Origin of the sequence: Actinomadura sp. 3N407 (genome assembly GCF_052245875.1) — a bacterium.
Lineage (GTDB): Bacteria > Actinomycetota > Actinomycetes > Streptosporangiales > Streptosporangiaceae > Spirillospora.
The window spans coordinates 146,672-171,515 of the sequence record NZ_JBQQBP010000004.1; the positions used below are offsets into that span (position 1 = coordinate 146,672).

Annotated in this window: 28 protein-coding genes and 1 pseudogene; 20 read left to right on the forward strand and 9 right to left on the reverse strand. The window is 72.2% G+C overall.

The genetic code is table 11. The features are described 5' to 3' along the window. Positions 1-2: 2 nt before the first annotated feature. Together dapE and ACTWPP_RS11365 are read left to right on the forward strand one after the other, a co-directional pair. Positions 3-1,079 (forward strand): succinyl-diaminopimelate desuccinylase, encoded by a 1,077-nt coding sequence (dapE, locus tag ACTWPP_RS11360; RefSeq protein ID WP_443104147.1) that lies wholly within the window; start codon positions 3-5, stop codon positions 1,077-1,079. Next, positions 1,076-1,876, forward strand: a complete 801-nt coding sequence (locus ACTWPP_RS11365; protein ID WP_443104148.1) for a TIGR00730 family Rossman fold protein — start codon at positions 1,076-1,078, stop codon at positions 1,874-1,876. The genes dapE and ACTWPP_RS11365 overlap by 4 nt, the downstream gene beginning before the upstream one ends. 137 nt (positions 1,877-2,013) lie before the next feature. Here ACTWPP_RS11365 and ACTWPP_RS11370 read toward each other — a convergent pair whose 3' ends face one another. Together ACTWPP_RS11370 and ACTWPP_RS11375 are read right to left on the reverse strand one after the other, a co-directional pair. Continuing rightward, positions 2,014-2,556: a hypothetical protein gene (locus ACTWPP_RS11370; protein ID WP_443104149.1), complete on the reverse strand. Its 543-nt coding sequence runs from the start codon at positions 2,554-2,556 to the stop codon at positions 2,014-2,016. A gap of 130 nt (positions 2,557-2,686) precedes the next feature. Next, positions 2,687-3,172: a GbsR/MarR family transcriptional regulator gene (locus tag ACTWPP_RS11375; RefSeq protein ID WP_443104150.1), complete on the reverse strand. Its 486-nt coding sequence runs from the start codon at positions 3,170-3,172 to the stop codon at positions 2,687-2,689. Between the two features lie 63 nt (positions 3,173-3,235). On the opposite strand from ACTWPP_RS11375, the gene ACTWPP_RS11380 reads away from it, so the two are divergent. The 7 genes from ACTWPP_RS11380 to ACTWPP_RS11410 all read left to right on the forward strand — a co-directional run bounded on the left by ACTWPP_RS11380 (position 3,236) and on the right by ACTWPP_RS11410 (position 10,147). Beyond that, entirely contained in the window at positions 3,236-4,156 is a 921-nt protein-coding gene (locus ACTWPP_RS11380; protein WP_443104151.1) for an ABC transporter ATP-binding protein, read from the forward strand. Beyond that, a complete protein-coding gene (locus tag ACTWPP_RS11385; protein ID WP_443104152.1) occupies positions 4,149-4,952 on the forward strand; it encodes an ABC transporter permease subunit in 804 nt (267 codons plus the stop codon). The genes ACTWPP_RS11380 and ACTWPP_RS11385 overlap by 8 nt, the downstream gene beginning before the upstream one ends. Positions 4,953-5,146: 194 nt before the next feature. Further along, positions 5,147-6,214, forward strand: a complete 1,068-nt coding sequence (locus tag ACTWPP_RS11390; RefSeq protein ID WP_443104153.1) for a S1C family serine protease — start codon at positions 5,147-5,149, stop codon at positions 6,212-6,214. Between the two features lie 81 nt (positions 6,215-6,295). Beyond that, positions 6,296-6,964 carry a TetR/AcrR family transcriptional regulator gene (locus ACTWPP_RS11395; RefSeq protein ID WP_443104154.1) on the forward strand — a complete coding sequence of 223 codons (669 nt, stop codon included), beginning with the start codon at positions 6,296-6,298 and terminating at the stop codon, positions 6,962-6,964. After that, positions 6,961-7,872, forward strand: coding sequence for an ABC transporter ATP-binding protein (locus tag ACTWPP_RS11400; protein ID WP_443104155.1), 912 nt, complete (start codon positions 6,961-6,963; stop codon positions 7,870-7,872). The genes ACTWPP_RS11395 and ACTWPP_RS11400 overlap by 4 nt, the downstream gene beginning before the upstream one ends. A gap of 50 nt (positions 7,873-7,922) precedes the next feature. Then, entirely contained in the window at positions 7,923-9,527 is a 1,605-nt protein-coding gene (locus tag ACTWPP_RS11405; RefSeq protein ID WP_443104156.1) for an ABC transporter permease, read from the forward strand. A gap of 17 nt (positions 9,528-9,544) precedes the next feature. Next, positions 9,545-10,147, forward strand: a complete 603-nt coding sequence (locus tag ACTWPP_RS11410; protein WP_443104157.1) for a TIGR00730 family Rossman fold protein — start codon at positions 9,545-9,547, stop codon at positions 10,145-10,147. A gap of 75 nt (positions 10,148-10,222) precedes the next feature. On the opposite strand, the gene ACTWPP_RS11415 is transcribed toward ACTWPP_RS11410, so the two are convergent. Beyond that, positions 10,223-12,028, reverse strand: coding sequence for a thiamine pyrophosphate-requiring protein (locus tag ACTWPP_RS11415; protein ID WP_443104158.1), 1,806 nt, complete (start codon positions 12,026-12,028; stop codon positions 10,223-10,225). Positions 12,029-12,078: 50 nt separating this feature from the next. After that, a complete protein-coding gene (locus ACTWPP_RS11420) occupies positions 12,079-13,092 on the reverse strand; it encodes an SDR family oxidoreductase (RefSeq protein ID WP_443104159.1) in 1,014 nt (337 codons plus the stop codon). Positions 13,093-13,186: 94 nt separating this feature from the next. On the opposite strand from ACTWPP_RS11420, the gene ACTWPP_RS11425 reads away from it, so the two are divergent. The 3 genes and pseudogenes from ACTWPP_RS11425 to ACTWPP_RS11435 form a co-directional block, all read left to right on the forward strand. Further along, positions 13,187-14,179, forward strand: a complete 993-nt coding sequence (locus tag ACTWPP_RS11425) for a Gfo/Idh/MocA family protein (RefSeq protein ID WP_443104160.1) — start codon at positions 13,187-13,189, stop codon at positions 14,177-14,179. Positions 14,180-14,195: 16 nt separating this feature from the next. Continuing rightward, the gene (locus ACTWPP_RS11430) at positions 14,196-14,555 is read left to right on the forward strand and encodes a hypothetical protein (protein ID WP_443104161.1); all 360 of its coding nucleotides are present in this window, start codon (positions 14,196-14,198) and stop codon (positions 14,553-14,555) included. After that, positions 14,521-14,820: pseudogene (locus ACTWPP_RS11435) on the forward strand (ATP-binding cassette domain-containing protein); the annotation flags it as partial. The gene ACTWPP_RS11430 and the pseudogene ACTWPP_RS11435, both read left to right, overlap by 35 nt. 155 nt (positions 14,821-14,975) lie before the next feature. Here ACTWPP_RS11435 and ACTWPP_RS11440 read toward each other — a convergent pair. Next, positions 14,976-15,338: a hypothetical protein gene (locus tag ACTWPP_RS11440; RefSeq protein ID WP_443104162.1), complete on the reverse strand. Its 363-nt coding sequence runs from the start codon at positions 15,336-15,338 to the stop codon at positions 14,976-14,978. 155 nt (positions 15,339-15,493) lie between these two features. On the opposite strand from ACTWPP_RS11440, the gene ACTWPP_RS11445 reads away from it, so the two are divergent. From ACTWPP_RS11445 to ACTWPP_RS11455, 3 genes are read left to right on the forward strand one after another with little or no spacing between them, the layout of a single operon-like run. Further along, positions 15,494-16,276, forward strand: coding sequence for an HAD family hydrolase (locus ACTWPP_RS11445; RefSeq protein WP_443104163.1), 783 nt, complete (start codon positions 15,494-15,496; stop codon positions 16,274-16,276). Beyond that, positions 16,276-17,109 (forward strand): inositol monophosphatase family protein, encoded by an 834-nt coding sequence (locus ACTWPP_RS11450; RefSeq protein ID WP_443104567.1) that lies wholly within the window; start codon positions 16,276-16,278, stop codon positions 17,107-17,109. The genes ACTWPP_RS11445 and ACTWPP_RS11450 overlap by 1 nt, the downstream gene beginning before the upstream one ends. Then, positions 17,106-17,924 carry a Cof-type HAD-IIB family hydrolase gene (locus ACTWPP_RS11455; RefSeq protein WP_443104164.1) on the forward strand — a complete coding sequence of 273 codons (819 nt, stop codon included), beginning with the start codon at positions 17,106-17,108 and terminating at the stop codon, positions 17,922-17,924. The genes ACTWPP_RS11450 and ACTWPP_RS11455 overlap by 4 nt, the downstream gene beginning before the upstream one ends. A 322-nt stretch (positions 17,925-18,246) precedes the next feature. On the opposite strand, the gene ACTWPP_RS11460 is transcribed toward ACTWPP_RS11455, so the two are convergent. Then, positions 18,247-18,993, reverse strand: coding sequence for a LacI family DNA-binding transcriptional regulator (locus tag ACTWPP_RS11460; RefSeq protein ID WP_443104165.1), 747 nt, complete (start codon positions 18,991-18,993; stop codon positions 18,247-18,249). Between the two features lie 273 nt (positions 18,994-19,266). Between ACTWPP_RS11460 and ACTWPP_RS11465 the strand changes: the two genes are divergently transcribed. Further along, positions 19,267-20,634, forward strand: a complete 1,368-nt coding sequence (locus ACTWPP_RS11465; RefSeq protein WP_443104166.1) for an alkaline phosphatase PhoX — start codon at positions 19,267-19,269, stop codon at positions 20,632-20,634. On the opposite strand, the gene ACTWPP_RS11470 is transcribed toward ACTWPP_RS11465, so the two are convergent. Further along, positions 20,631-20,948: a hypothetical protein gene (locus ACTWPP_RS11470; protein ID WP_443104167.1), complete on the reverse strand. Its 318-nt coding sequence runs from the start codon at positions 20,946-20,948 to the stop codon at positions 20,631-20,633. The genes ACTWPP_RS11465 and ACTWPP_RS11470 overlap by 4 nt on opposite strands. 73 nt (positions 20,949-21,021) lie before the next feature. On the opposite strand from ACTWPP_RS11470, the gene ACTWPP_RS11475 reads away from it, so the two are divergent. Genes ACTWPP_RS11475 through ACTWPP_RS11485 form a run of 3 tightly spaced genes read left to right on the forward strand, consistent with a single transcriptional unit; the run spans position 21,022 to position 22,477 of the window. Next, entirely contained in the window at positions 21,022-21,462 is a 441-nt protein-coding gene (locus tag ACTWPP_RS11475; RefSeq protein ID WP_443104168.1) for a hypothetical protein, read from the forward strand. Beyond that, a complete protein-coding gene (locus ACTWPP_RS11480) occupies positions 21,459-21,887 on the forward strand; it encodes an SRPBCC family protein (RefSeq protein ID WP_443104169.1) in 429 nt (142 codons plus the stop codon). Before ACTWPP_RS11475 ends, ACTWPP_RS11480 begins: the two co-directional genes overlap by 4 nt. A gap of 14 nt (positions 21,888-21,901) precedes the next feature. After that, positions 21,902-22,477 carry a DNA-3-methyladenine glycosylase I gene (locus tag ACTWPP_RS11485; protein ID WP_443104170.1) on the forward strand — a complete coding sequence of 192 codons (576 nt, stop codon included), beginning with the start codon at positions 21,902-21,904 and terminating at the stop codon, positions 22,475-22,477. Positions 22,478-22,743: 266 nt separating this feature from the next. Here the strand turns inward: ACTWPP_RS11485 and ACTWPP_RS11490 are convergent, their stop codons facing one another. Next, positions 22,744-23,508, reverse strand: a complete 765-nt coding sequence (locus tag ACTWPP_RS11490; protein ID WP_443104171.1) for an ABC transporter ATP-binding protein — start codon at positions 23,506-23,508, stop codon at positions 22,744-22,746. 88 nt (positions 23,509-23,596) lie between these two features. Continuing rightward, positions 23,597-24,382 carry an enoyl-CoA hydratase-related protein gene (locus tag ACTWPP_RS11495; protein WP_443104172.1) on the reverse strand — a complete coding sequence of 262 codons (786 nt, stop codon included), beginning with the start codon at positions 24,380-24,382 and terminating at the stop codon, positions 23,597-23,599. Positions 24,383-24,647: 265 nt separating this feature from the next. On the opposite strand from ACTWPP_RS11495, the gene ACTWPP_RS11500 reads away from it, so the two are divergent. After that, positions 24,648-24,815: a DUF3117 domain-containing protein gene (locus ACTWPP_RS11500; protein ID WP_075022250.1), complete on the forward strand. Its 168-nt coding sequence runs from the start codon at positions 24,648-24,650 to the stop codon at positions 24,813-24,815. Positions 24,816-24,844: the final 29 nt, after the last annotated feature.

Below are 24,844 nucleotides of genomic sequence, written 5' to 3' on the forward strand. Positions count from 1 at the left end.
ACATGGGCCTGGATCTCTTCTCGGACGTCGCGGACCTGACGGCGGCGATCGTCGACATCGAGTCGGTGAGCGGTGCGGAAGAACCCCTCGCCGACGCCGTCGAGGAGGCGTTGCGGACGCTCCCGCATCTGGCGGTGGAACGCGACGGCGACAGCGTCGTCGCCCGCACCGATCTCGGACGCGCCGAACGGGTCGTCCTGGCCGGGCATCTCGACACCGTGCCGCTGAACGGCAACCTTCCGTCCCGGGTGGTGGGCGACCGGCTCTACGGCTGCGGCACGACGGACATGAAGAGCGGCGTCGCGGTCGCGCTGCGTCTCGCCGCGACCGTCACCGCGCCGACGCGCGACGTCACCTACGTCTTCTACGAGTGCGAGGAGATCGAGGCCGAGCGCAACGGGCTGCGGCGCCTCGCGAAGACCCGCCCGGACCTGCTCGCGGGCGACTTCGCCGTGCTGATGGAGCCGACCGGCGCGCAGATCGAGGGCGGCTGCCAGGGCACGGTGCGCGTCGAGGTGAAGGCGGCGGGGGAGCGGGCGCACAGCGCGCGGGCGTGGATGGGCTCCAACGCGATCCATGCCGCAGGACGGATCCTGGACGTGCTCCGCGCGTACGAGCCGGCCCGTCCGGTCGTGGACGGCCTGGAGTACCACGAGGGCTTGAACGCCGTGTTCATCGGCGGTGGCGTGGCGGGCAACGTCATCCCCGACGAATGCGTCGTCACGGTGAACTACCGGTTCGCGCCCGACAAGTCCGCAGCCGACGCCGAGGCGTACCTCCGGGAAATCTTCGGCGGCTTCGAGGTGAAGGTCACCGACAGCGCGTCGGCCGCGCGTCCCGGGCTGACGCATCCGGCCGCCGCCGCGTTCGTCGCGTCGAGCGGCGCCGGCGTCCGCGCCAAGCTCGGCTGGACGGACGTCGCCCGCTTCGCCGAACTCGGCGTCCCGGCCGTCAACTACGGCCCCGGCGAACCCACCCTCGCCCACACCAGGGACGAGTACGTCGAAATTCCCCTGATAGCGGAGTGCGAGCGACGTATGCGCACGTGGCTGGAGGGGCCTACTAACGTGGCCCCATGACTTCGACTCCTCACTCCCCCTCGCGACGGCAGGGGCCCGCGATGCTGCGGGGGAAGGCCGTCCCGAAGACCACCACCGACCAGCGGCTGCTGGAGGGCCGCGGCCCGGTCGACTGGGTGCACGCCGACCCGTGGCGCGTGCTGCGGATCCAGGCGGAGTTCGTCGAGGGGTTCGGCCTGCTGGCGGAGCTGCCCAAGGCGGTCAGCGTGTTCGGCAGCGCCCGCACGAAGCCGGACTCCGACGAGTACAAGGTCGGCGTGGAGATCGGCGCCCGGCTGCACGAGGCCGGCTACGCCGTGGTCACCGGCGGCGGCCCGGGGATCATGGAGGCGGCCAACAAGGGCTGCGACGAGAGCGGCGGCCTGTCGGTCGGCCTCGGCATCGAGCTGCCCTTCGAGCAGAAGCTGAACGACTACATCGACATCGGGCTGGAGTTCCGCTACTTCTTCGTCCGCAAGACGATGTTCGTGAAGTACTCGCAGGCGTTCGTGGTGCTGCCCGGCGGTTTCGGGACGCTGGACGAGCTGTTCGAGGCGATCACCCTCGTCCAGACCAAGAAGATCACCCGGTTCCCGATCGTGCTCGTCGGCACCGAGTTCTGGGGCGGCCTGATCGAGTGGATCCGCTCGACCATGCTCACCTCCGCCAAGATCTCCCCCCACGACCTCGATCTGATCCACCTCACCGACGACCCGGACGAGGTCGTCCGCATCATCGTCGAGGGGCACACCCGCGCCGAGCAGGAGATCATCGAGGCCCGCGCCCAGGCGGACGCGAAGGACAACGCGGGCGAGTGACCCGGCCCTCAGCCGGTGTCGCGGCCGGACGCCGTCCGGGACGCGATCGCGTGGAGCACCGCCGCCATGTCCGACCGGCCGTGTCCCAGCGCGGGGGGCGATCCTGATGGCGAGGGCCGAGCAGAACGTCCGCCCGCTCACAACCGTGGCACGAGAACTCGCCCCTTACCTGGACTCCTGCGTCGAAGAGCCTTGACCGCGCGGCGGGTGCGCGGGCGGTTGGACGCGGGTTCGGGGGCGAGCCGCCCGCCGACGACGATGCCGTACAGGAGATGGTCCAGGGCGACCACGGCCCGCCACTCGAAACCGTGCTCGTGTACGTGCCTGACGCCGAGCAGCGGGGCGATGCCGACCTCGAAGCCGAGCCAGATCGCCAGGCCGTAGACGGGGCCGCTGGCGGGATTGCCGCGGACCCGGCGGGGCAGCAGCCCGTACACCGTGCCGCCGGCCGCGCCGTACGTCCAGTGGAGGAGCTCGGTGAGGGCCTGCTGGTGCCGTTCGGGCAGCTTCCGGAGCATCGGCACATGTCTCTCCACGATCGCCTCGGGCGGGGTCTGCTCGTGCGGCCCTATGGCCGCGGTCACGGTCCGCACACCGGTCATCGCCATCGCGGCGACGAGCCCGCGCGCCCCCGCCCGGACGACCGTGCTCGCACTTCTCTCCGGCATCTGCGGACCCATGACGACCTCCCCCGGGTCGTCTGCCCTTCTGCCGGGAGAACATGCGCCGCGTCCCACAGACCTGTGGAGGCCGGGTGCGTTCACCTACCGGGCCGGAGTGCGCCGCCCGTCCGGGCTGGTCCGGGCCGCGTCAGCCGCCGGGGGCGCCGCGTCCGGTCTCCCAGCGTTCGATGACGGCGGGGAGTTCGCGGAACAGGTAGGCGTAGAAGTCGCGCATCTCGGTCAGGCGACGCCGGGCGGGGCTGTCCTCGGCGGTGGCGGCGATTCCCTCCTCGGCGCTGTCCATCATCGTCTGGAGCATGGCGTTCTGCGCGGACATCAGCGTGGCCCAGGCCCCCTCGCGCAGGCGGTAGTGCTCACGGCGGCTGCCCGGTGCCGGTGCCCGTTCGATGAGGCCGACCGTGCTCAGCATCTTGATCGCGCCCGACACCGATCCGGAGCTGATCCCCAGTTCCCCGCCCAGGTCGCCCGCGGTGACGCTGTCCCGTTCGCTGAACAGGAAGGCCGCCAGGACCCGCGCGGTCGCCTTCTGCATGCCGCCCTGGGTCAGGGCGAGGGCCAGCCGCTCCGCCGCGACGCCGCCGTCCGTCAAGGTCGTCCCCCATCTCTGGATCATCGCCGAGATCCTATCATCTCAGAGTCTTCAAAAATCTCTGAAGAGAATGTTAATGTCGATGGCATGAGTCCAGCGATCGAGCTTCACGGGCTCACGAAGACCTACGGGACCCGCCGCGGCCTGGACGGGCTGTCCGTCCGGGTGGAGGAGGGCGAGGTGTTCGGCTACCTCGGCCCCAACGGCGCGGGCAAGTCGACCACGATCCGGCTGCTGCTGGACCTGATCCGGCCGACCTCCGGGACCGCCCGGGTGCTCGGCCTGGACCCCCGGGCACAGGCGATCGAGGTGCGCCGCCGGGTCGGCTACCTCCCCGGCGACTTCGTCGTCGACGGGCGCCAGACCGTCCGCGAGTGCCTGACGTTCCTCGGCAACCTGCGCGGAGGGGTCGCCGCGTCCCGCATCGGCGAACTGGCCGGACGCCTCGATCTGGACCAGGGTGCGCGGATCAAGAAGCTGTCCAAGGGCAACCGGCAGAAGGTCGGCCTGGTGCAGGCGTTCATGCACGAACCCGAGCTGCTGATCTTGGACGAGCCCACGTCCGGGCTCGACCCGCTGGTCCAGCAGACGTTCCTCGACCTGGTCCGCGAGGCGAAGGCCGCGGGGCGGACGGTGTTCATGTCCTCCCACATCATGGCCGAGGTCGAGGCCGTCGCCGACCGCGTCGCCATCATCCGGGAGGGCGCGCTGGTCGCCCTGGACACCATGGCCGGCCTGCGCGCCCGATCGTTCCTCCAGGTGCGCGTCAACTTCGCCGGGGCCGTCGCCGCCGAGGAGTTCGCCGCACTGCCCGGCGTCTCGGACGTGCGGGCCGGCGACACCGAGGACGGCACGGTGCTCACCTGCCGGATCACGACCCCTCAGGGCATCGATGCCCTGGTCAAGGCCGCCGCGCACCACACCGTCATCGGACTGCACGCCGACTCGGCGGACCTCGAGGACCTCTTCTTCCGCTACTACACCGGCACGGAGCCCAGCCATGTCTGACATCGCCCTGCGCAACGTCTTCACCAAGACCCTCTGGGACGACCGGCGCGTCCTGGCCGCCTGGATCGTCGCCGTCAGCGCCGTCGCGATGATGTACGCGAGCTTCTACCCGCAGATGGCCGACGGCGCCGGAGCCGACGCGGCCGAGAGCATGCCGGAGGCGATGCGGCAGGGCCTCAACCTGGACGACATGACCTCCGCGGCGGGCTACCTCGGCGGGAGCGTGTTCGGGCTGCTGGTCCCGATGCTTGCGATGTTCCACGGCGCGGCCACCGGCTCCCGGATGATCGGAACCGATGAGGAGTCCGGTCATCTGGACCTGCTGCTGGCCCATCCCCTACGCCGCACGCGGCTCGTCCTGCAGCGCTTCGCCGCCCTCGCCGCGGGCGCGGCCGCAATCGCGGCGGTGCTGCTCGGCGCCATGCTCGCCATCCGCTCGCCCGCCGAACTCGGCGGCATCGGCGTGGGGGAGTTCGCGGCCCAATGCCTCGGCGTCGCGCTGCTGTCCATCACGTTCGGCGCGCTCGCCATGGCTCTCGGCGCGGCCCTGGGACGCCGGGCGGTGGTGTTCGGAGTCACCGCCGGCGCGGGGATCCTCGCCTACGCCCTCAACGGGTTCGCGTCCCAGCTCGGCGCGGACCGGCTGCGGTACCTCTCGCCCTTCCACTACTACATCGGCGGCGAGCCCCTCAGGAACGGCTTCCAGCCCGGCCACGCGCTCGTCCTCCTCGCCGTGTCCGCCGCGCTGATCACCGTGGGCACCTGGCGCCTCAACCGCCGCGACATCGCCGTCTGAGGGGCGGGCCCAGGGGGCGCGTGAAGACTCGCGCCCACCGTCGAGACCGGCGGTGGGCGGCGAGCCGGTCCTCCAGCGCGCCCCCGGCGGCGCCCTCTCGATGATCGTCGCCGGGTGGGCGGCGCGGCGAAGTCGGGGTGCGGTTCGATGCCTGTTCTCCAGGAGACGGGAACAAGTCTGCCTGGAGGTGGAGCGTGAACAGGAACGCGAAGATCAAGGCGTGTGCGGCGGCGATGGGACTGGTGCTGGTCGCCGGATGCAGCGGTGGCGGCGACGACGCGGAGTCGGCGGGGGCGGGGGCACGGGTTCCGTTGCCGGCGACGGGGGCGGCCGCGCAGCTGGAGCAGCAGTACGAGCAGGTCGTCGATGCCGTGCTGCCGTCGGTGGTGAAGATCGAGACGGGCAAGGGCGAGGGGTCGGGGGTCGTGTTCGACGACCAGGGGCACGTCGTCACCAACGCGCACGTGGTCGCCGGGGCGCGGCAGATCCGGGTCACCGCGTCCAGCGGCGGCTCGCCGCACGAGGCGAACCTCGTGGGCGCCTTCCCGCCCGACGACCTGGCCGTGGTCAAGGTGGACGGCGTGTCGCTGAAGCCGGCGGCGTGGGGCGACTCCAGCAAGGCCGAGGTCGGGCAGATCGTCATGGCCATGGGCAACCCGCTGGGCCTGGCCGGAAGTGTGACCAGCGGCATCGTGTCCGCGCTGCACCGGACGGTGTCGACCCAGGGCGAGGGCGACTTCCCGGGCTCGACGATCGCCGAGGCGATCCAGACCAGCGCGCCGATCAACCCGGGCAACAGCGGCGGCGCCCTGGTCACGCTGAGCGGGAAGGTGATCGGCGTCCCGACCGCCGCGGCCTCCGACCCGTCGATCGGCGGCGCGGCGGCCGGCATCGGGTTCGCGACGCCGAGCAACACGGTCAAGCGGATCGTCCCGCAGCTCATCCGGACCGGGGAGGTGTCCGACTCCGGCCGCGCGGCGCTCGGCGTGGTGGTGCGCACGCTCGTCGACCCGGAGAGCGGGAGGCGGTCCGCGGTCGCCGTCGTGGAGGTCGTGGAGAACAGCGGTGCCGCCAAGGCGGGCATCGAGGCGGGCGACCTGATCCTGTCGGTGAACGGCACGGCGACGCCTACGCAGACGGCCCTGTCGTCGGTGCTCGCGAACATGAAGCCCGGCGACGTCGTGACGGTCGAGATCCAGAAGCAGGACGGCTCGAAGAAGCAGGTCAAGGTGACGCTCGGCGAGCTCCCCGGAAACGCCTGACCTCTCCTGGACACCCCCGCCTGTACGGGAGTACAGTGTACGAACGTACAGGCTACTGAACATGCGTACAGGCGGTTGAGGATGTCAGGAAGTGAGCGACCCGAGGATCTGACGGGTCGCGCCCGGATCAGGGACGCGGCGCTGCTGCAGTTCGCCGAGCTGGGCGTGCGGGGCGCGACGATCCGGGGCATCGCGAAGGCCGCCGGCGTCTCGCCCGCCCTGGTCCAGCACCACTACGGGACCAAGGAGGCGCTGCGCCGGGAGTGCGACGAGCATGTGATCGAGGTCATCCGCGAGGTCAAGCAGGAGGCGCTCAGCGGGGGAATGGCCAACCCCGGTTTCATGGCGATCGCCATGCGGACGGCCCTGCCCATCCAGCGTTACATGGCCCGCGCCATGACCGACGACTCCGAGGCCGCACGCACGCTGTTCGACGACGCCGTCGAGTTCAGCGAGGAGATCCTGAGCCGCGGATCGCCTGGGATATCCGAACCGCAGACCGACGATCTGCACGCCTACGCGACCGTCATGACCGCGATGAACATCGGGCTGATCGTCCTTCACGAACACCTGTCACGCGCCCTGGGCGGCGACGTCCTGATGGGCGAGGGGTACCCCCGGATGGCCCTCGCGATGCTGGACATCTACGACGACAGGCCCCTGACGCCGGAACTGTCCGAGCAGGCGCGCACCGCCCTGAAGTCCATGCTCACCGAGGGCGCACAGCCCTCCCGGGAGGAGAACCGGTGACCACGCACACGCCCCCCGTCGTAGTCTCCGGCCTGGTCAAGAACTTCGGCCGGACACGCGCCCTGGACGGTCTCGACCTGACCGTCCAGCCCGGACAGGTGCACGGCTTCCTCGGCCCGAACGGCTCCGGGAAGTCGACCACCATCAGGATCCTGCTCGGCCTGCTGCGCGCGGACGCGGGCACGGCCCGGCTGCTCGGCGGCGACCCCTGGCACGACGCGACCGAACTGCACCGCCGCCTCGCCTACGTGCCCGGGGACGTGACGCTGTGGCCCAACCTGTCCGGCGGCGAGGTGATCGACCTCCTCGGCCGGATGCGCGGCGGGACGAACGCGGGCCGCAAGGCCGAGCTGCTGGAGCGGTTCGAGCTGGACCCGCGCAAGAAGGGCCGTGCCTACTCCAAGGGCAACCGGCAGAAGGTCGGCCTCGTCGCCGCGCTCGCCTCCGACGCCGAGCTGCTGCTCCTGGACGAGCCCACGTCCGGCCTGGACCCCCTGATGGAGGAGGTGTTCCAGGAATGCGTCCGCGAGGCGCGCGACGAAGGACGGACCGTCCTGCTGTCCAGCCACATCCTGTCCGAGGTCGAGGCGCTGTGCGACCGGGTGACGATCATCCGCAAGGGCGCCGCGGTGGAGTCCGGCACCCTGGACGAGCTGCGGCATCTGACCCGCACATCGATCCACGCCGAGCTCGCGGCGCCGCCGGACGGCCTCCCGCTGCCCGGCGCCCATGACGTCCGGATCGACGGCACCACCATCAGGTTCGAGGTGGACACCCCGCGGCTCGACGACGCGCTGCGGCAGCTCACCGAGATCGGCGTCCGGAGCCTGACCAGCCGGCCGCCGACGCTGGAGGAGCTGTTCCTGCGGCACTACAAGGAGGAGCTGGTCGAGGGGGCCGCGCGATGAGCGAGGCGAAACGAGGGTCGCAGGAGGCCGTACCCCCACAGAAGGCGGGGATGAAAGCGCTTGCCGGAACCGGGGGCCTGGTCCGGCTGATCCTGCGGCGCGACCGGTTCCTCCTCCCGGCCTGGGTCCTGGTGGCCGCTCTCATCCCGGTCAACTTCGCGGCCGCCACCGAGGAGCTTCTCCCGACGGTCACCGACCGGCTCCAGTACGCGGGGACCACCGGGACGAACCCGACGTTCCTGGCGCTGTACGGGCCGCTGTACAGCAACGATCTCGGCGGCGTCATCGTCCAGCGCGCCGGGTTCCTCCCCGTGGTGATCGGCCTGATCAGCGTGCTCACGGTCATCCGGCACACCCGCGCCGAGGAGGAGGCGGGACGCCGCGAGCTGCTCGGCGCCACGGTGACCGGGCGCGGCGCGGCCCTGGCCGCCGCGCTCGCCGTCACCATGGCGGCGAACCTCGTGATCGCCGTGCTGCTCGCCGCCGGAATGACGGCGCAGGGCCTGCCGCTCGCCGGGTCGCTGGCCTTCGGCCTGCAGCTCGCCGCCGGCGGCTGCGTGTTCGCGGCGGTCGCGGGCGTCACCGCGCAGCTCAGCGAGGGCGCCGGCGCGGCCAGGGGAGCGGCGATCGGCGCGCTCGGCGGCGCGTTCGTGGTCCGGATGGCCGCCGACGTCGGCGGCGAGGGCAACGCGCTGTCGTGGCTCGGCTGGCTGTCCCCGCTCGGCTGGGCGCAGCGGATGCGTCCCTACGGCGGGGAACGCTGGTGGACTCTGGCGCTGATCGCCGCCCTCGTCGCGGTCCTGGTGGCGGCGGCCGGGGCGCTGTCGGCGCGCCGGGACGTGGGCGCGGGGATCCTGCCGCCGAAGCTCGGGCCCGCCGGCGCCGCGCCCCGGCTGTCGGGCCCGTTCGGGCTCGGCTGGCGGCTGCAGAGCCGTCCCCTGTACGGCTGGCTCGCCGGGTTCGCCGCGCTCGGCGTGGTGTACGGCGGCGTCGCGGGCGGCGTGAAGGACATGGTGGCGGACAACCCCGAGCTGAAGAAGTTCTTCACGAGCATCGGCGGGCAGCCCGGCATCATCGACGCCTTCTTCGCCTCGGCGATGAGCATCCTCGGCCTGATCGCGGCGGCGTACGCGGTGTCGGCGACGCTGCGGCTGCGCACGGAGGAGGCGGGCCGGCGCGCCGAGCCGCTGCTCGCCACGGCGACCGCCCGGCTGCGGTGGGCGGCGAGCCACCTGATGTTCTCGCTGCTGGGGCCCGCCGCCGCGCTGACCGTCGCCGGCACCGCCGCGGGGCTGGCGCACGGCCTGAACGTCGGCGACGTCGGCCGCGAACTGCCCCGCGTCCTCGGCGCGGCGCTGGCGCAGCTGCCCGCCGTGTGGCTGGTCGCGGCGATCGCGCTCGCCCTGTTCGGCCTGGCGCCCCGGTTCACCGGCGCGGTCTGGGCGGCCGTCGCGGTCTTCGCGGTGATCTCCATGTTCGGGGCGGCGCTCGACCTGAACCAGTGGATCATGAACGTGTCGCCGTTCACCCACATCCCGAAGCTCCCCGGCCACGCGCTCACCGCCGCGCCCTTCGGCTGGCTCGTGGCGCTGACCGCCGCCCTGTCCGTCCTCGGCCTCGCCGGTTTCCGGCGCAGGGACGTGTCCGCCCACTGACCGGTTAGATTGGCCCGGTGAAATCCGCGAAGCCTCTGGCCGTCTGTGTGTTCTGCTCGTCCAGCGGGAGGATCGACCGCCGATACGTCGACCTCGCCGCGCAGGTCGGCACCGAGCTGGCCGGGCGGGGCCACAGCCTCGTCAGCGGCGGCGCCCGGGTGTCGTGCATGGGCGCCGTCGCCCGCGCGGCGCGGGCCGGCGGCGCCCGCACCGTCGGGGTGATCCCCGAGGGCCTGGTCAGCGTCGAGATCTCCGACGAGGACAACGACGAGCTGATCGTCACCGGAGACATGCGGTCCCGCAAGGGCGAGATGGACCGCCGCAGCGACGCGTTCCTCATCCTGCCCGGCGGCATCGGAACGCTGGAGGAGCTGTTCGAGGTGTGGACGGCCCGGGTCCTCGCCATGCACGACAAACCCGTCGTCATCCTCGACCCGACCGGCGTGTACGACCCGCTCCGCGAGCTGATGGAGGGCCTCACCGAGCAGGGCTTCACCCGCCACCGGATCTGGGACGCGATCGGCTGGACGACCACGGTCCCCGAGGCTTTCGACCTCCTGGAGCGTTCCCAGCCCCGCATCGAGTTCTCCCCCGGGGACTACGCGGAGACCCAGCTCTGACGGGCCCGCGGACGGCCAGGCCCAGCGGTCCTGGCCGTCCACGCCCCCCCGGGCCCGGTCCTGCGGGGACGCTGGTCAGTCGTGCTTGCGGCCCGGCATGTTCTCGTACATCTCGGTGAGCTTCTGCCGGAATCCGCGGGCGGCGATGCCGGCCTTCTGCGGGTCCCGGACGCCGGCCTTGACCGCCTTCTTCGCCTGCTCCTTCATGATGTGCGGCGGGATCGGGGCGATCTCGTTGTCGACGACGAACTCCAGCACCACGGGACCGTCGCTCGCCAGGGCCTCCTGCCAGGCGTCGGTGACCTTCTTGGGCTTGTCGCAGTAGATGCCCTTCAGCCCGCACATCTCGGCGTACTGGGCGTACGGGAAGTCCGGGATGGACTGCGAGCCCTCGTACTTGGGGTCGCCGCCCATCGCTCGCTGCTCCCAGGTGACCTGGTTGAGGTCCTGGTTGTTGAAGACGCAGAAGATCAGCGGCGGGGAACCGGCCATCCGGTCGGCGTACCGCTTGACCGTGAGCATCTCGTTCATGCCGTTCATCTGGAACGCGCCGTCGCCGACGAAGCAGATCACCGGGCGGTCAGGGAAGGCGAACCGGGCGGCGATCGCGTAGGGGACGCCCGGCCCCATCGTGGCGAGCGTCCCCGACAGCGACGCCTTCATGCCGTCGCGGAGCTTGATGTGGCGCGCCCACCAGTTGGTGGCCGAGCCGGAGTCGGCGGTGAGGATCGTCCCGTCCTGGAGCAGCGGGGACAGCTCGTGCGCGACGGCCTGCGGGTTGATCTTGCCTTCGAAGCTCTGCCCGGCCCGCTTCGCCATGACGGTGTTCCAGCTGCGGACGTTCTCCTCGATCTCCTCGCGCCAGGACCGGTCCTCCTTGCGCCACAGGAGCGGGATCAGCTCCCTGAGGGTCTCCTTGGCGTCGCCGACGACGTGGGCGTCCATCGGGTAGCGGATGCCGATCATGCGGCCGTCGATGTCGATCTCGACGCCGCGGCAGCTGCCCTCGTCCGGCAGCCACTCGGCGTAGGGGAAGCTGCTGCCGATCATGAACAGGGTGTCGCAGTTCATGATCATCTCGTCGCTGGCCTTGGAGCCGAGCAGGCCGATCGGGCCGGTGACGAACGGCAGGTCGTCCGGGACGACCTCGCGTCCGAGCAGCGCCTTGGCGATGCCCGCGCCGAGCAGCTCGGCCGCCTCCACGACCTCGTCCCGCGCGTTCGCGGCGCCCTGGCCGATGAGGATGGCCACCTTCTCGCCCTCGTTGAGGATGTCGGCGGCCTTGCGCAGCTCCTCGGTGTCGGGCAGGACGCGCGGCTGGCTCCACCCCACGCTGGAGTACACCGACCCGTGCTCCTTCGGCGGCGAGGGCATCGCCTCCGACTCCTGGACGTCCTCGGGAATGATGATGGTCGCGACGCTGCGGGTGGTGAGCGCCGTCTTGAACGCGCGGTCGATGACGTGCCGGACCTGCCCGGGATGCATGCAGATCTGGCAGTACTCGGAGACGTCGGCGAAAAGGGTCTCCAGCGCCACTTCCTGCTGGTAGTGGGTGCCCTGGGCGAGGCGCTTCTGCTGCCCGATGATCGCGACGACGGGCTGGTGGTCCAGCTTCGCGTCGTACAGGCCGTTCAGCAGGTGGATCGCGCCCGGCCCGGACGTCGCCACGCAGCAGCCGACCTCGCCGGTGAACTTGGCGTGCCCGCAGGCCATGAACGCGGCCATCTCCTCGTGCCGCGTCTGGATGAACTCGGGTTTCCCTTCGGCCCGGTCGAAGGCGCCGAGCATGCCGTTGATGCCGTCACCCGGATATCCGAAGACCCGCTCGATGTCCCATTCGGTCAGCCGCTGGAGGACGTAGTCGGCCACTTGCTGAGCCATTGATCTCTCCTCGTCAGTGATGTCGTCATGCCCCTCGCCGCCGTGGCCCCTCAGCGCCGCAGCAGCTTCGCCGCGCCCGCCGCGGCACCGGCCGTCGCGGCGCCCACCAGGTACTTGTGCCGCCCCGCCCACATCTGCGGGCTTCTGGCGTGCGACTGCTCGTCGAACCGGCCGTGGCTTCCGTGGTCGTGGCCGGGCGCGTCGTCGGCGGGCTCCCACAGGTTCGCCGGCTGTTCCGGGCGCGTGGGCTTCTCCGTCTGCTGCGACTCGAACGCCGACCGCGCCAGATAGCGGTCCAGCAGCCCGGCCGCGAACTTGTTCGCGATGATCGTGCCGACCGTGCTGCCCCCGACCCAGTACTCGCGGCGCCGCGGATGCTCGGCGGCGTAGACGAGCGCGTCCGCGGCGATCTCCGGCTGGTAGATCGGCGGCACCGGCTGCGGACGGCGCGGCAGCCGCGCCAGCACCCAGTCGAACTGCGGGGTGTTGACCCCGGGCATCTGCACCATCGTCACCTTCACGCCGCTGCCCTCGTGCATCAGCTCCGCGCGCAGCGAGTCCTGGAGCCCCTGGACGGCGTGCTTGGCGCCGCAGTAGGCGCTCTGCAACGGGATCCCGCGGTAGGCCAGCGCCGATCCGCACTGGACGATGACGCCGCGGTCGCGCGGCATCATCCGCTTCAGCGCCGCCCTGGTCCCGTTGGCGTAGCCGAGGTAGGTGACCTCGGTGGTGCGCTTGAACTCGTCCGGCTCGATCTCCCAGAACGGCGCGAAGACGGAGGAGAAGGCCACGTTCACCCACACGTCGATCGGCCCGAACTCCTCCTCGACGGTCTGCGCCGCCTCCTCCACCCGGCCGGTGTCGGCCACGTCCACGCCGATCGGGAGCGCCCGCCCCCCGGCCGACTCGACGTCGGCGGCGGCGCCTTCGAGGCCCTCCGCGCCACGCGCGAGCAGGGCGACCCAGGCCCCCCGCCGGGCGAACGCCGCGGCGGCGGCCCGGCCGATTCCGCCGCTGGCGCCCGTCACCACGACGACGGTGCCCTTGTCGATCTTGTATCTCATCTCGTCCTCACGGCAGCGCTGGATCCGGCACAGAGACCCACTGCCCGAGCCGAGGCATCTGTAACGCGCCCGCCCCGGGGCGCCGTCACCGGGCATGCGTCCCGCCGGACGCGGCGCCGAGGCGCTCGCGGGCCCGCTCGGAGCGCGAGCCGACGTCCCGGACGCCGTGTTCCGCACCGGCCTGGACGCGGTGGTGATCGCCACCCCCACCTCCACCCACGCCGAGCTGCTCGTCCGCGCCTGCGACGCGGGCGTCCCGGCCTTCTGCGAGAAGCCCGTCGCGCCCGACCTGCGGGCGACGCTGGAGGTCCGCGACCGCGCCGCCAAGACGGGCATCCCCGTGCACATCGGGTTCCAGCGCCCGTTCGACGCCGGCTACGCGGCGGCACGGCGCGCCGTGCTGGACCGGCGGCTCGGCAGCCTGCACCGCGTCCACCTCGTCACCGCCGACCCCGGGCCGCCGGGCGCCGACTACGTCCGTTCGTCCGGCGGGATCTTCCGCGACTGCCACATCCACGACTTCGACATCCTGCGCTGGGTCACCGGGCGGGAGATCGAGTCGGTCACCGCCGTCGGCGCCAACCGCGGGGACGCCTACTTCGCGGCGGCGGGCGACGTGGACACCAGCGCCGCCGTCATGGTCCTGGACGACGGGACGATCGCGACGCTGCAGGGCTCGCGGTACAACGGCGCCGGCCACGACGTCAGGATGGAACTGTCGGGCACCGCGGGAACGTGGGTCGTCGGGCTGGACGAGCGCGCGGCGATCCGGTCGGCCGAGCCCGGTGTCGACTGGCCGTCCGGCGACGCGTGGACGGACTTCTGGGAGCGTTTCCAGCCGGCCTACGCGAGCGAGATTGGAACGTCCCTAGAAATGGCCAAGGGGACCGTGACACTGGCCGAGTGTCGCAGGGGCGAGAGCGACTTGGTGCACAGGGATGGAATGTGGTTCCTGCTGGCCACCTGCGAGGTGCCGGAAGCCGACTCCTACGAGCCGGTTGACTGGATTGGGATGGACCGGGGCATCGTCAACCTCGCTACTACTAGCGACGGAGCCAACCATCAGGGTCGATCACATCAACCATAAGATCGCCAAGACGGTGGTGGCCGAGGCTCAACGCACCGGACGCGGCATCGCCCTAGGCGCCAAGATCGAGGGCGCCGGCGGGTTCCCCCACGGCGTGCTGCGCGGCACCCAGTTGTGGGACGCGGCCTGGAACAGCCTGCGGATCGTCGGCCTCGCCGCCCTCATCTGCGGCTTCTTCGGGCTGCTGATCGGGTACGTGGTGGTGCGCGGCGCCGGGAGCCGGGTCTCGTCGTTCCTGCGGCAGGTGTCGTTCCTGCACTACCTGGTGCCCGGCATCGCGTTCGCCGCTGCCTCCCTGTCGCTGTTCGCCGTCCGGCTGCGGCAAGACGACCACCCTGCGCATGATCGCCGGACTGGAGCAGCCCACCCGGGGTGAGATCACCGTCGGAGACCGGGTACTGGACTCGGTGGAACGCGGGATCTACGTTTCGCCGGAGAAACGGGACATGGGCCTCGGGTTCCAGAACTACGCGCTCTGGCCGCACCTCACCGTCCTCGGCAACACCGAGTTCGGGCTGCGGATGCGCAAGGTGCCGGCCGAGCGCCGCAAGGCCCGCGCCAAGGAGGCCCTGGAGAAGGTGCACGTCGCCGAGTGCATGGATCGCTATCCGTCCCAGTTGTCCGGCGGTCAGCAGCAGCGCGTCGCCCTGGCCCGCATGCTCGCCGTCGACCCGGACGTCCTGCTGCTGGACGAGCCGCTGTCCAACCTGGACGCGCGGCTTCGCCTGGAGATGCGGACGGAGCTGAAGCGCATCCACGAGGAGACGGGCGCGACCGTCGTGTTCGTCACGCATGATCAGATGGAGGCCATGACGATGGCCACGCACATCGCGGTCATGTCCGAGGGGGAACTGCAGCAGGTGGCACCACCGATGGAGATGTACGAGCGTCCCGGCAACCGGTTCGTCGCCGAGTTCGTGGGGAGCCCGCCGATGAACATCGTCGGCGTCGGCGAAGCCGAGCCGGACGGTGTGGCCGGGTCCCTGCTGCGGTACGTGGAGGAACACGCCGGCGTGGGGAGGCCGGGGGGCGCGGGCATCAGGCCCGAGGCGCTCAAGCTGGCGCGGTCGCGGGATGACGTGCCCGAGTCGGCCTGGTCGGACGAGACGGTCCTGCCGACCGGGTCGAGCTGGACCGTCCAGCTGCGCGTCCTCGACACCGAGATATTCGCCGTCACCCACGAGAGCCCGAAACCGAGCCGGGCGACCGGCTCCACTGCTGGACGCGGCCCGACCGCCTCCACCTCTTCGGCCGGGACGGTTCCCGGATGGACGCGTGGGACGACATGGCCGCCCCCGTCCAGAAGGCTGCCTCGTGAACCCTTCCCTTCCCAGGCCGCGGGCGCTGCTGCTGGACTTCGGCGGCGTGCTGGTCGAGACGTCCAGGCGTCCCGGATGGTCGGCGGCGCTGGCCAAGGAGGTGCACGCGGCCCTCACCCGGGCCGGATGCCATGCCCTCGACGCCGCCGCCGTCGAGGCCGACATCAAGGCGGGCGCCGCGGCGGACAAGTACTGGAAGGACGCGATGTCCCGCCCGTACGCGCCGCCGGAGATGACCCACACCGCGTTCTGGGGCGACTATGTCGCCGCCGACTGGCCCGCGTCCGCCCGCCAGCTCGTCCTCGCGCAGGCGACGCCGCTGTGCAAGCGGATGGGGGAGCTGCGCCAGGACCGCCGCACCCGCCCCGGCATCCCCGAACTGCTGGACGCCGCCGCCGGCCTCGGCATCCCCTGCGCGGTGGTCAGCAACTCCCTGTCGGGCGCCGTTCACCGCGACTACACGGCGGCGACGGGTCTGGCGGAGAAACTGGCCCTGGAGGTCTACAGCGACGAGGCCGGCGTCCGGAAACCCAATCCGGAGCTGATCTGGATCGCGACCCGTGCGCTCGGCGTCGAACCCGGGGACGCCTGGTACGCCGGCGACAACTTCGACCGGGACGTGGTGTGCGGGCACCGCGCCGGTGTCGGCGGCAACGTGCTGATGGTCGCCAACGGAAACTACGACGTCCCGTACGAGGTCAGGTACCGTCCAGACGCCGTCGTCGACGACGGGCACGGGCTGCTCGAACTGCTCACCAACGCGATCGAAGGAGACTGATGAACGTCGATGTGCCCGCTTCGCGGGAGCTGGCCGGGATCGCCGAACTCGCCGCCCGCACGACCGGCGACCGGCTGCGGACGGCGTTCCGCTCGCGTCCCGAGGTCGACACCAAGCGCGACATGCACGACCCGGTCACCGAGCACGACCGCGCGGCGGAGGAGATGATCCGGGAGGTGCTCGGCGAGCAGACGCCCGGCAGCGTCGTCGTCGGGGAAGAAGGCGGGACGCGAGGCGACTCGGGGGATCTCCGCTGGTTCGTCGACCCCATCGACGGGACGGCCAACTTCGCGGTCGGCCTCCCGTTCTTCTGCGTCTCGATCGCCGCCGTCGCGGGCGACGAGCTGGTGGCGGGCGTGGTGTACGACCCGGTGCGGGACGACATGTTCACCGCGTCCCTCAACGGCGCGACCTGCAACGGCGAGCCCATCGAGAGCCGGGGCGCCGCCGAGGACAGGACCGCGGTGATCGCCACCTCCTACCCCAGCCCGCGGGACCTGCACGGCGACCGGGAGGAGACCCTGCGGCGCTACGGGCGGGTGGTGGACGCGTTCGCCACCGTCCGCAGGCCGGGCAGCGCCGCGCTCACCCTGGCGCACGTCGCCGCGGGCTGGACCGACATCGCCTACGACTCGTCCATCAACGCCTGGGACGTCGCGGCGGGCCTCCTGCTGGTCAGGCAGGCCGGCGGGACGTACCTGCCGCTCGGCGGGAAGCCGGGCGGCCACGACTGGCACGCCCCCGGCTACCTCGCGTGCGTCGGCGGGTTCGACCTCGCCGGGTCCGTGATGACCGAGGTCGCCGACCTCACGATCGCCGGGAGCGGGACGTGAGCACCACCGGCGTCCGCACCGTCGACTGGATCGTCACCGACCTGGACGGGACGCTCGTCCGCCGCGACAAGGAGATCGTGGGGTCGAGCCTGGCGGCGCTGCGCCGCTTCATGGACGCGGGCGGCACCGTCGTCATCGCCACCGGACGCAGCGAGACGGCCGCGCTCCCGTACTACCGGGCGCTCGGCCTCACGACCCCGGCGATCCTCTACAACGGCGCGCGCGTGGTCGACCTGAGCACCGGCGCCGTCCTGCACCGGCGCTGCCTGAGCGTGGTGGTGTGGGCGAAGCTGACGGCGCTGTTCGGCGAGCTGCCCGACGGGGTCTGGCCGGTCGCGTTCAGCGACGGCCGCGCCCACGTCCGGGCAACGCCGCCGGCGCTGGCGGAGTACGCCCGGCGGGACGGGATCGGGCTCACCGAGATCGGCTCATGGGGCGAGCTGCCGTTCGACGACATCATCAAGGTCATGCTGATCTGCGACCGTCCCGAGCTGATGGACCCGGCCGAACGGACCGTGTCCGAGACGATCCCCGGCGCCACCCTTGTCCGCTCCGAGGACACTTACCTGGAGGTGCTGCCCACTGGCGCCACCAAGGGCACGGCTCTGCGCGAACTGGCCGCCGCCCGGGGCGTGGCGCTGACCGAGGTCGCGGCGATCGGCGACAACCCGAACGACCTCGACATGATCCAGGTCGCCGGCCTCGGCGCGGCGGTCGGCGACGGCGCCGAATCCGTCCGCGCCGCCGCCGATCTCGTGGTCGGCCCGTGCGCGGACGGCGCCGTCGCCGACCTCGTGGCGCGCGTCCTGCCGTGATCCTGACCGTCGTCGGCTGCGCGGGCACCGTCCCGGGGCCGGAGGCCGCCTGCTCCTGCTGGACGCCGGTACCGGGGCGCCGGCCCGCTGCAGCGCTTCGCCGATCCGTGCGCGATCGACAACGTGGTCATCAGCCATCCGCATCGCGACCACCGATCAGGCGCATCTGACGCCGGCGCAGGCGGCCGGCCTGGCGAGGGAGGCCGGCGCCGGGCATCTCGTCCTCACGCACCTGCGCCCGTGGGCGGACCCGGGCGAGGTCTGCGCGCGGCGCGGGACGTCTACGCGGGCCCGATCTCGCCGGCGACCCCGGGCCTGCGCGTCATCGCCTGACCGGGCCGGTGGTGCCGCGTTCGGTCAGCCGCGGCGGGACGGTGAGGCGCCGTGCCTTCGCCGGGGCGTCGTGGATCCGGTCCAGGAGGGCGGCCATCGCCAGGCGGCCCAGCTCTTGGGGCGGCGGGGCGGTCGTGGTCACCCCCGCGGACCGGGCCCCCGGCGGATCGCCGTGGACGATCAGGGACACGTCCCCGGGAACGTTCCGCCCGGCGCGCAGCAGGGCGGTGAGCGCGGCGGTGCCGGTCGTGTCGCCGAGCGCGAGCACGGCGGTCGGCGGGTCGGGTGCGCGCCACGGCTCGTCCGGATCGGTCAGGACGGCGGTGCCGCCGAGCGCGGCCTCGCAGGCGCGGCGCAGCGGGGACGGGCGGGAGCCGAGGTCGAGGCAGGCGATGCGGCGGTGCCCGAGCGAGGTCAGGTGCCCGATCGCCTGGTCCACCGCCGCGGAGTCGTCGCCGGTGACGCAGTCGGCGCCGGCCGACCGCAGCGCGCGTCCGACGACGGTGACCGCCGAGCCCGCCGCCGCCCGGCCGATCTCGGTGGCGGTGATGCGGGGGCCGGTGAGGACGACACCGTCCAGGCGCAGGTCGAGGAGATCCTCCAGGGCGGTCCGCTCCAGGGCGCGGCGGCCGCGTCCCGTGGTCAGCAGCAGCCGGACGTCGCGCCGGGCGGCCTCCCCGGCGAGGCCGTCGTGGATCGCGGCGTTCACCGGTTCGTGCAGGTCGCCCAGCAGCACCCCGACGATGCCCGTCCGGCCCGCCGCGAGGCCGCGCCATGACGTTGGGCCGGTAACCGAGTTCGCGGGCCGCTTCGAGGACCGCGCGCCAAGGCGGTCACGAGCCGGTGGCCGGAGCCGTCCCGTCCGTCCGAGGCGCCCGGGATGGCCTTCCCCACGGCCCGCTGAAACAAGATTGTCCTGGGGGTTTGCCGTCCGGCCGGTGATCGTTCATCGGTGGTTCAGGGGCGGCGACCAGGCTCCCGCGTGATCCCCTTACGTGAAGGAGTGCCCATGTCCGTGACTCGTCGCGGAGTCGTCAAGGGCGGCGCGGCCGGCGCGCTGTCCATCGCCCTCGCCGGAAGCCTGGACGGAATCTTCCAGACGTCCGCCGGTGCCGATACGGGGGAGGCGTACGGCTACGGCCCGCTCGTCCCCGACCCCAAGGGCGTCCTGGACCTGCCCAAGGGCTTCTCGTACAAGTCGCTGTCGAAGGAGGGCGACCCCATCTCCGACGGCGTCGTCGTCCCCGGCCACCAGGACGGGATGGCCTCGTTCCGCGCCCGCGGCGACGGCCGCGGTCACGGCGACCGCGGCCACGGCAGGGGCGGCCGCGGCCGGCCCGGCAACAGCCTGCTGGTGCTCAACCACGAGCAGGGCACCAACGGCACCCGTGCCGTCGGGACCCCCGAGCTGACCTACGACCCGGTCGCCAACGGCGGCACGACGACCCTTGAGGTCGACCGCGGCGGAAACCTCCTCTCCCAGTACGTCAGCCTCGCCGGGACGGCCGTGAACTGCGCCGGCGGCCGCACCCCCTGGGGCACCTGGCTGACGTGCGAGGAGACCGAGGGCATTCGCGGCGAGAGCAAGAGCCACGGCTGGGTCTTCGAGGTCGACCCGTACGGCAGGGACACCGAGCCGGTCCCGCTGACCGGCCTCGGCCGCTTCGCCCACGAGGCCGTAGCCGTCGACCCGCACACGCTCACCGCCTACCTGACCGAGGACGCGTCCGGGCCGTTCGGCCTGTTCTACCGGTTCCGTCCCCGCGCCCGGCGCGGCGGCTACCACGCCTACATGGGGGGCGGGAAGCTCGAGGCGCTGAACGTCCCCGGCGTCCCGGACCTGTCTCTCGTCACCGAGCCCGGGACCCGGCTGCGCGCCGAGTGGGCGGACGTCCCGGACCCGCTCGCCAAGCAGACGTCCGTCCGCAGGCAGTTCGACGACATCACGCGGAGCCAGAAGCTCGAAGGCGCCTGGTGGGGCCACGGCAAGGCGTACTTCGTCGCCAGCTTCTCCAGGAAGTCGTCCGGCGCCGCCGGCGACCACGCTGGCCAGGTCTGGACCTACGACCCGCGCCGCAACGAGGTGGAGCTCCAGCTCATCTTCAAGCCGGGCGGCCGTTTCGACGGACCGGACAACATCACCGTGTCCCCGTACGGCGGCGGTGTGATCCTGGCCGAGGACGGCGACGGCGAGCAGTATCTCGTCGGCACCACGCGCAGGAACGAGCCGTTCGCGATGGCCCGCAACGCCCTCAACGGCAGCGAGTTCACCGGCGTCACGTTCTCACCGGACGGGCGCACGCTGTTCTTCAGCCGCCAGTCCGGCCCCGGCGAGACGTTCGCCGTCACCGGCCCCTGGCACCGCCTCCGGGGCTAGGCGAGTCCCCGGCGGGCGACCGCCGGGGGGCGGGTGCCCCGGATGGACGCCACCATGTCCAGCACCTGGTGGAGTGCGTCCGCCTGCGACTCCGGCACCCGGAACACCGTCACACCCAGCCACGCGTAGGCGGACGCTGCGGCGAGCAGCCCGGGATCGGGGTCCCGCGCGTCCGTCTCCAGCGTGACGAGCACCACGGCGTCACCGGCGGTGAGCCGCTCGACCCGGCTCACCGGTGGCGCCGTGCCCGCGTCCACGACACCGGCCGGAACCGGCGCGTCCGGTGAAAGGACCTTCCGCTCTTGCAACCCCATGACGCCAAGCGTGGCACGATCGGGGACTGGGGAACGTCTCTCCAGATGGGTGTGAGCAGAACGGAGCCTGATCGTGGTCGTGGTCCTCGTCCTGGCCGGCGTGGCCGTGCTGGGCGCCGTCGTCGTCCTCGCCATGGGCAGGGGCGGCGAGCTGGCCGAGACCCATCCCGACTATCCGCCGCTCCCGCTCGGCGCCGACGGCCGTCCCATCACCGGGCAGGACGCCGCCCACCTGCGGCTGCCCCGTACCTTCTGGGGCTACCAGCCGCAGGTGACGGACGAGGCCCTGCACCGCCTCGCGGACGCGCTGGCCGAGCGCGACGCCCACGTCGCGGCGCTCGAGCAGCAGCTTCACGACCTTCACCGCCGCGCGGGCGACGCCGGTGCGGGCCCGGTGGGCGCTCTGCACGGCTTGGAAGAGCCGCCGGTGAACGGGGCCCCGCCTCTGCTCCGCAAGGACACCGTCATCGATGAGCCGGTCGACGACGGCCTCGCGAAGGAGGACTGGCAATGAGCCAGGTCGCCGTCCACGCGGAAGCGGCCTCGGACGCCCCCGCCGAACGCGTCTTCGAGGTCCTGACCGACTGGCCGAGGCACGCCGAGTGGATGCCGTTCACCCGCGCGGAAGGCGGCCGCAAGGCCGGCGACGAGCTCCGGGCGTGGACGGGCATCGGGCCGGTGGGGTTCCTCGACACGATGGTCATCACCGACTGGCGGGAGGGCCGCCGCGTCGCGGTCCTGCACACCGGGCGCGTGGTGCGCGGCGAAGCGTGGTTCGAGGTCGTCCCCGAGGGCTCGGGCAGCCGCATCGTGTGGGCCGAGCGCGTCGACCTGCCGCTCGGGCCGCTCGGCCGCGCCGGCTGGCTCGTCGCGGGACCGGTCGTGAAGGCGTTCATGGGCCTCGGGCTGCGGCGTCTCGCCGTTCTGTCGCAGGCGTGAGGTAGAACGGGCGGGTGAGCACAGCGATTCGGGGCGAGGACGGGCTGGCCCGCTGCCCGTGGGGGCTGTCGGCGCCCGACTACGTCGCCTACCACGACGAGGAGTGGGGCCGCCCGGTCCGCGACGACCAGGGCCTTTACGAGCGGCTCTGCCTGGAGGCGTTCCAGTCCGGGCTGTCGTGGCTGACGATCCTGCGCAAGCGCGAGGGCTTCCGCGCCGCGTTCTGCGGATTCGACCTGGAGAAGGTCGCCGCGTTCGGCCCGGACGACGTCGAGCGGCTGATGGGCGACGCCGCGATCGTCCGCAACCGGGCGAAGATCGAGGCGGCCGTCGCGAACGCGCGCGCGGCCCTCGACCTGCCCGGCGGCCTCGCCGCGACCGCTTGGCGCCACGCCGACCCCGACGCCCCGGCGTACACGGACATGGCGGACGTGCCCGCGTACACCGACGGTTCGAAGGCCCTGGCCAAGGAGCTGAAGAGGCATGGTTTCCGCTTCGTCGGCCCGACCACCGCCTACGCCCTCATGCAGGCCTGCGGCCTGGTCGACGACCACCTGACGGGATGTCACCGCCGCCGCGCCTACCGCTGACGTCCCGGGTCACTCGGCCCTGGCGGCTTCGAGGACGGGGACGCCCGCGGCCCGCCGGACCGGGAGGGCGGACGTCACCAGCGTCACGGCGGCCGCGCCGGCGATGACCGCGGCCGTCCCCGGTTCCGCCGCGGACGAGGATCGCCTGCGTGGCCGCGTCCGGGTCGAGCCGGTCCATGGTGGCCGACGACACGAGCGCCTGGTCGGCGAACAGGTGGGACGGGTCGTGGTACGCGCCCGCCACCGTAGGGGCTCTTCGGGGCCGCTCAGCCCTCCATCCGGCGCATGGCGGCGTGCACCCGGTCGATCGACGGCGACGCCAGCTCCTGGACGATCATCCCGTCGGCGAGGAACAGCACCCGGTCGGCATGCGCGGCGGCCACCGGATCGTGCGTCACCATGATGACCGTCTGCCGGTAGGCGTCCACCGCGGCGCGCAGGAACCCCAGCACCTCCGCGCCCGACGTCGAGTCGAGGTTGCCGGTCGGCTCGTCCGCGAACAGCACCTCGGGCCGCGTCAGCAGCGCCCGCGCCACCGCGACCCGCTGCTGCTGCCCGCCCGACAGCTCGCCCGGCCGGTGCGCCAGCCGCTCCCGCAGGCCCAGCGCGTCCACGATCGTGTCGAACCACCGCCGGTCGGCGCGCCGGTTCCCGAGCCGCCCGGTGAGCCGGATGTTCTCCTCCGCCGTCAGCATCGGCAGCAGGTTGAACGACTGGAACACGAACCCGAGCCGGTCGCGGCGCAGCTTCGTCAGCCGGGTCCGCGACAGCCCGGTGATCTCCACGTCGCCGATCAGCACCGAGCCGGACGACACCGTGTCGAGCCCGGCCATGCAGTGCAGGAACGTCGACTTGCCGGAGCCGGACGGCCCCATGATCGCGGTGAACTGGCCCCGGGCGAACGTCGCCGAGACGCCGCGCAGCGCGGTCACCGCGCCGTCGCCCGTCCCGTACGACTTGACCACGTCGCGGGCTGCGGCGACATGGTCGTGAGCCTGCCCGGTGGGGTGTGCGGCGGTCTTCTGCGTCATGCGTCAAGCAAACCGGCGCGGAGCCCGGGCCACACTGACGCCCGCTCCCCACCGGTCGGTGGGGACAGCCCCACCGGCCCGGTACGGGCTACCTGCCCTCGAACTCCGGCTGCTGCTTCTTCAGGAACGCCTCGGCCGCGTTGTGGTGGTCGCTGGTCTTCTCGCACTCGTCCTGAAGCTCGGCCTCCCGTTCCAGCGCGGACGCCAGATCGTGCGTCGCCGCGTGGTCGAGCGCCGCCTTCACCGCGCCGTAGGAGACCGTCGGGCCGGCGGCGAGGCGGCGGGCCAGGTCCACCGACGCCGGCGCAAGCTCGTCCGCCGGGACGACCTCGTTCACCAAGCCGATCTCCAGCGCCTCCTGTGCCTTGACCGGCGTGCCCAGCAGCAGCAGCTCGGCGGCCTTGGCGCGGCCGACGAGGCGCTGCAGCGTCCACGACATTCCGCTGTCGGGGGCGAGGCCGATCCCGGTGAAAGCCGTCGCGAAACGGGCCTTGTCGGACGCGACGATCAGGTCGCACGCGAACGCAAGCGACGCCCCCGCTCCCGCGGCCACGCCGTTCACCGCCGCCACCACCGGCTTGCGCATCCCCGCGATCGCCAGCACGATCGGGTTGTAGTGCTTGCGGACGGTGTCGTCCAGCCCCTTGCCCGCGGCGAGGTTGTCACCGTGCTCGCGCAGGTCCTGACCGGCGCAGAAGGCCCGCCCCGCGCCGGTGAGGATCACCGCGCGGGCGGCCGGGTCGGCGGCGGCGCGCTCCACGGCCGCACGGAGCAGCTCCTTCATCTCGGCCGTCAGGGAGTTCATCCCGTCCGGCCGGTTGAGTGTGATTGTTCCCACACCGTCGGTCACGTCGTACAGCACGGTCTCAGACATCGTCGTCCTCCCGGGGTCCTCAGCAGATCTTCCCAGGCCACTTTCGACGAACCGGAAAGCGGGGGCAAGAGCCGCCCCGCCCCCGCGCCGAAAGGCCGCGCCGCCCGTCCGCGTCGTTTCGGACTTCCGATCTGGAGGCTGATCGTTACCACTTCGCGCCCGGAAGACGAGATAATGGACCACTACTGATGACGCGGATGCGACACGCGGCCACGCGGCCAAGGGTGTGCGAGGCCGCGGCCCTACGCAGGAAGGGGATTCACGCATGGCGGCGATGAAGCCGCGGACGGGAGACGGTCCGCTCGAAGTGACCAAGGAGGGGCGCGGAATCGTCATGCGGGTCCCTCTCGAAGGCGGCGGCCGTCTCGTGGTCGAGCTCTCCGCCGACGAGGCCAAGGAACTCGGCGAGGCCCTCAAGGAAGTCGTGGGCTGACGGCTCCACCGATCCCGGCTTGCTGGTGA

Bases quoted from the DNA above. Each gene is read 5' to 3' on its own strand.
- ACTWPP_RS11395 (WP_443104154.1), top strand. From the start codon at position 6,296: ATGTCAGGAAGTGAGCGACCCGAGGATCTGACGGGTCGCGCCCGGATC.
- ACTWPP_RS11490 (WP_443104171.1), bottom strand. From the start codon at position 23,508: ATGACGCAGAAGACCGCCGCACACCCCACCGGGCAGGCTCACGACCAT.
- ACTWPP_RS11405 (WP_443104156.1), top strand. From the start codon at position 7,923: ATGAAAGCGCTTGCCGGAACCGGGGGCCTGGTCCGGCTGATCCTGCGG.
- ACTWPP_RS11480 (WP_443104169.1), top strand. From the start codon at position 21,459: ATGAGCCAGGTCGCCGTCCACGCGGAAGCGGCCTCGGACGCCCCCGCC.
- ACTWPP_RS11380 (WP_443104151.1), top strand. From the start codon at position 3,236: ATGAGTCCAGCGATCGAGCTTCACGGGCTCACGAAGACCTACGGGACC.
- ACTWPP_RS11425 (WP_443104160.1), top strand. From the start codon at position 13,187: ATGCGTCCCGCCGGACGCGGCGCCGAGGCGCTCGCGGGCCCGCTCGGA.
- ACTWPP_RS11465 (WP_443104166.1), top strand. From the start codon at position 19,267: ATGTCCGTGACTCGTCGCGGAGTCGTCAAGGGCGGCGCGGCCGGCGCG.
- ACTWPP_RS11365 (WP_443104148.1), top strand. From the start codon at position 1,076: ATGACTTCGACTCCTCACTCCCCCTCGCGACGGCAGGGGCCCGCGATG.
- ACTWPP_RS11415 (WP_443104158.1), bottom strand. From the start codon at position 12,028: ATGGCTCAGCAAGTGGCCGACTACGTCCTCCAGCGGCTGACCGAATGG.
- ACTWPP_RS11500 (WP_075022250.1), top strand. From the start codon at position 24,648: ATGGCGGCGATGAAGCCGCGGACGGGAGACGGTCCGCTCGAAGTGACC.
- ACTWPP_RS11450 (WP_443104567.1), top strand. From the start codon at position 16,276: ATGAACGTCGATGTGCCCGCTTCGCGGGAGCTGGCCGGGATCGCCGAA.
- dapE (WP_443104147.1), top strand. From the start codon at position 3: ATGGGCCTGGATCTCTTCTCGGACGTCGCGGACCTGACGGCGGCGATC.
- ACTWPP_RS11470 (WP_443104167.1), bottom strand. From the start codon at position 20,948: ATGGGGTTGCAAGAGCGGAAGGTCCTTTCACCGGACGCGCCGGTTCCG.
- ACTWPP_RS11375 (WP_443104150.1), bottom strand. From the start codon at position 3,172: ATGATCCAGAGATGGGGGACGACCTTGACGGACGGCGGCGTCGCGGCG.
- ACTWPP_RS11370 (WP_443104149.1), bottom strand. From the start codon at position 2,556: ATGGGTCCGCAGATGCCGGAGAGAAGTGCGAGCACGGTCGTCCGGGCG.
- ACTWPP_RS11385 (WP_443104152.1), top strand. From the start codon at position 4,149: ATGTCTGACATCGCCCTGCGCAACGTCTTCACCAAGACCCTCTGGGAC.
- ACTWPP_RS11420 (WP_443104159.1), bottom strand. From the start codon at position 13,092: ATGAGATACAAGATCGACAAGGGCACCGTCGTCGTGGTGACGGGCGCC.
- ACTWPP_RS11495 (WP_443104172.1), bottom strand. From the start codon at position 24,382: ATGTCTGAGACCGTGCTGTACGACGTGACCGACGGTGTGGGAACAATC.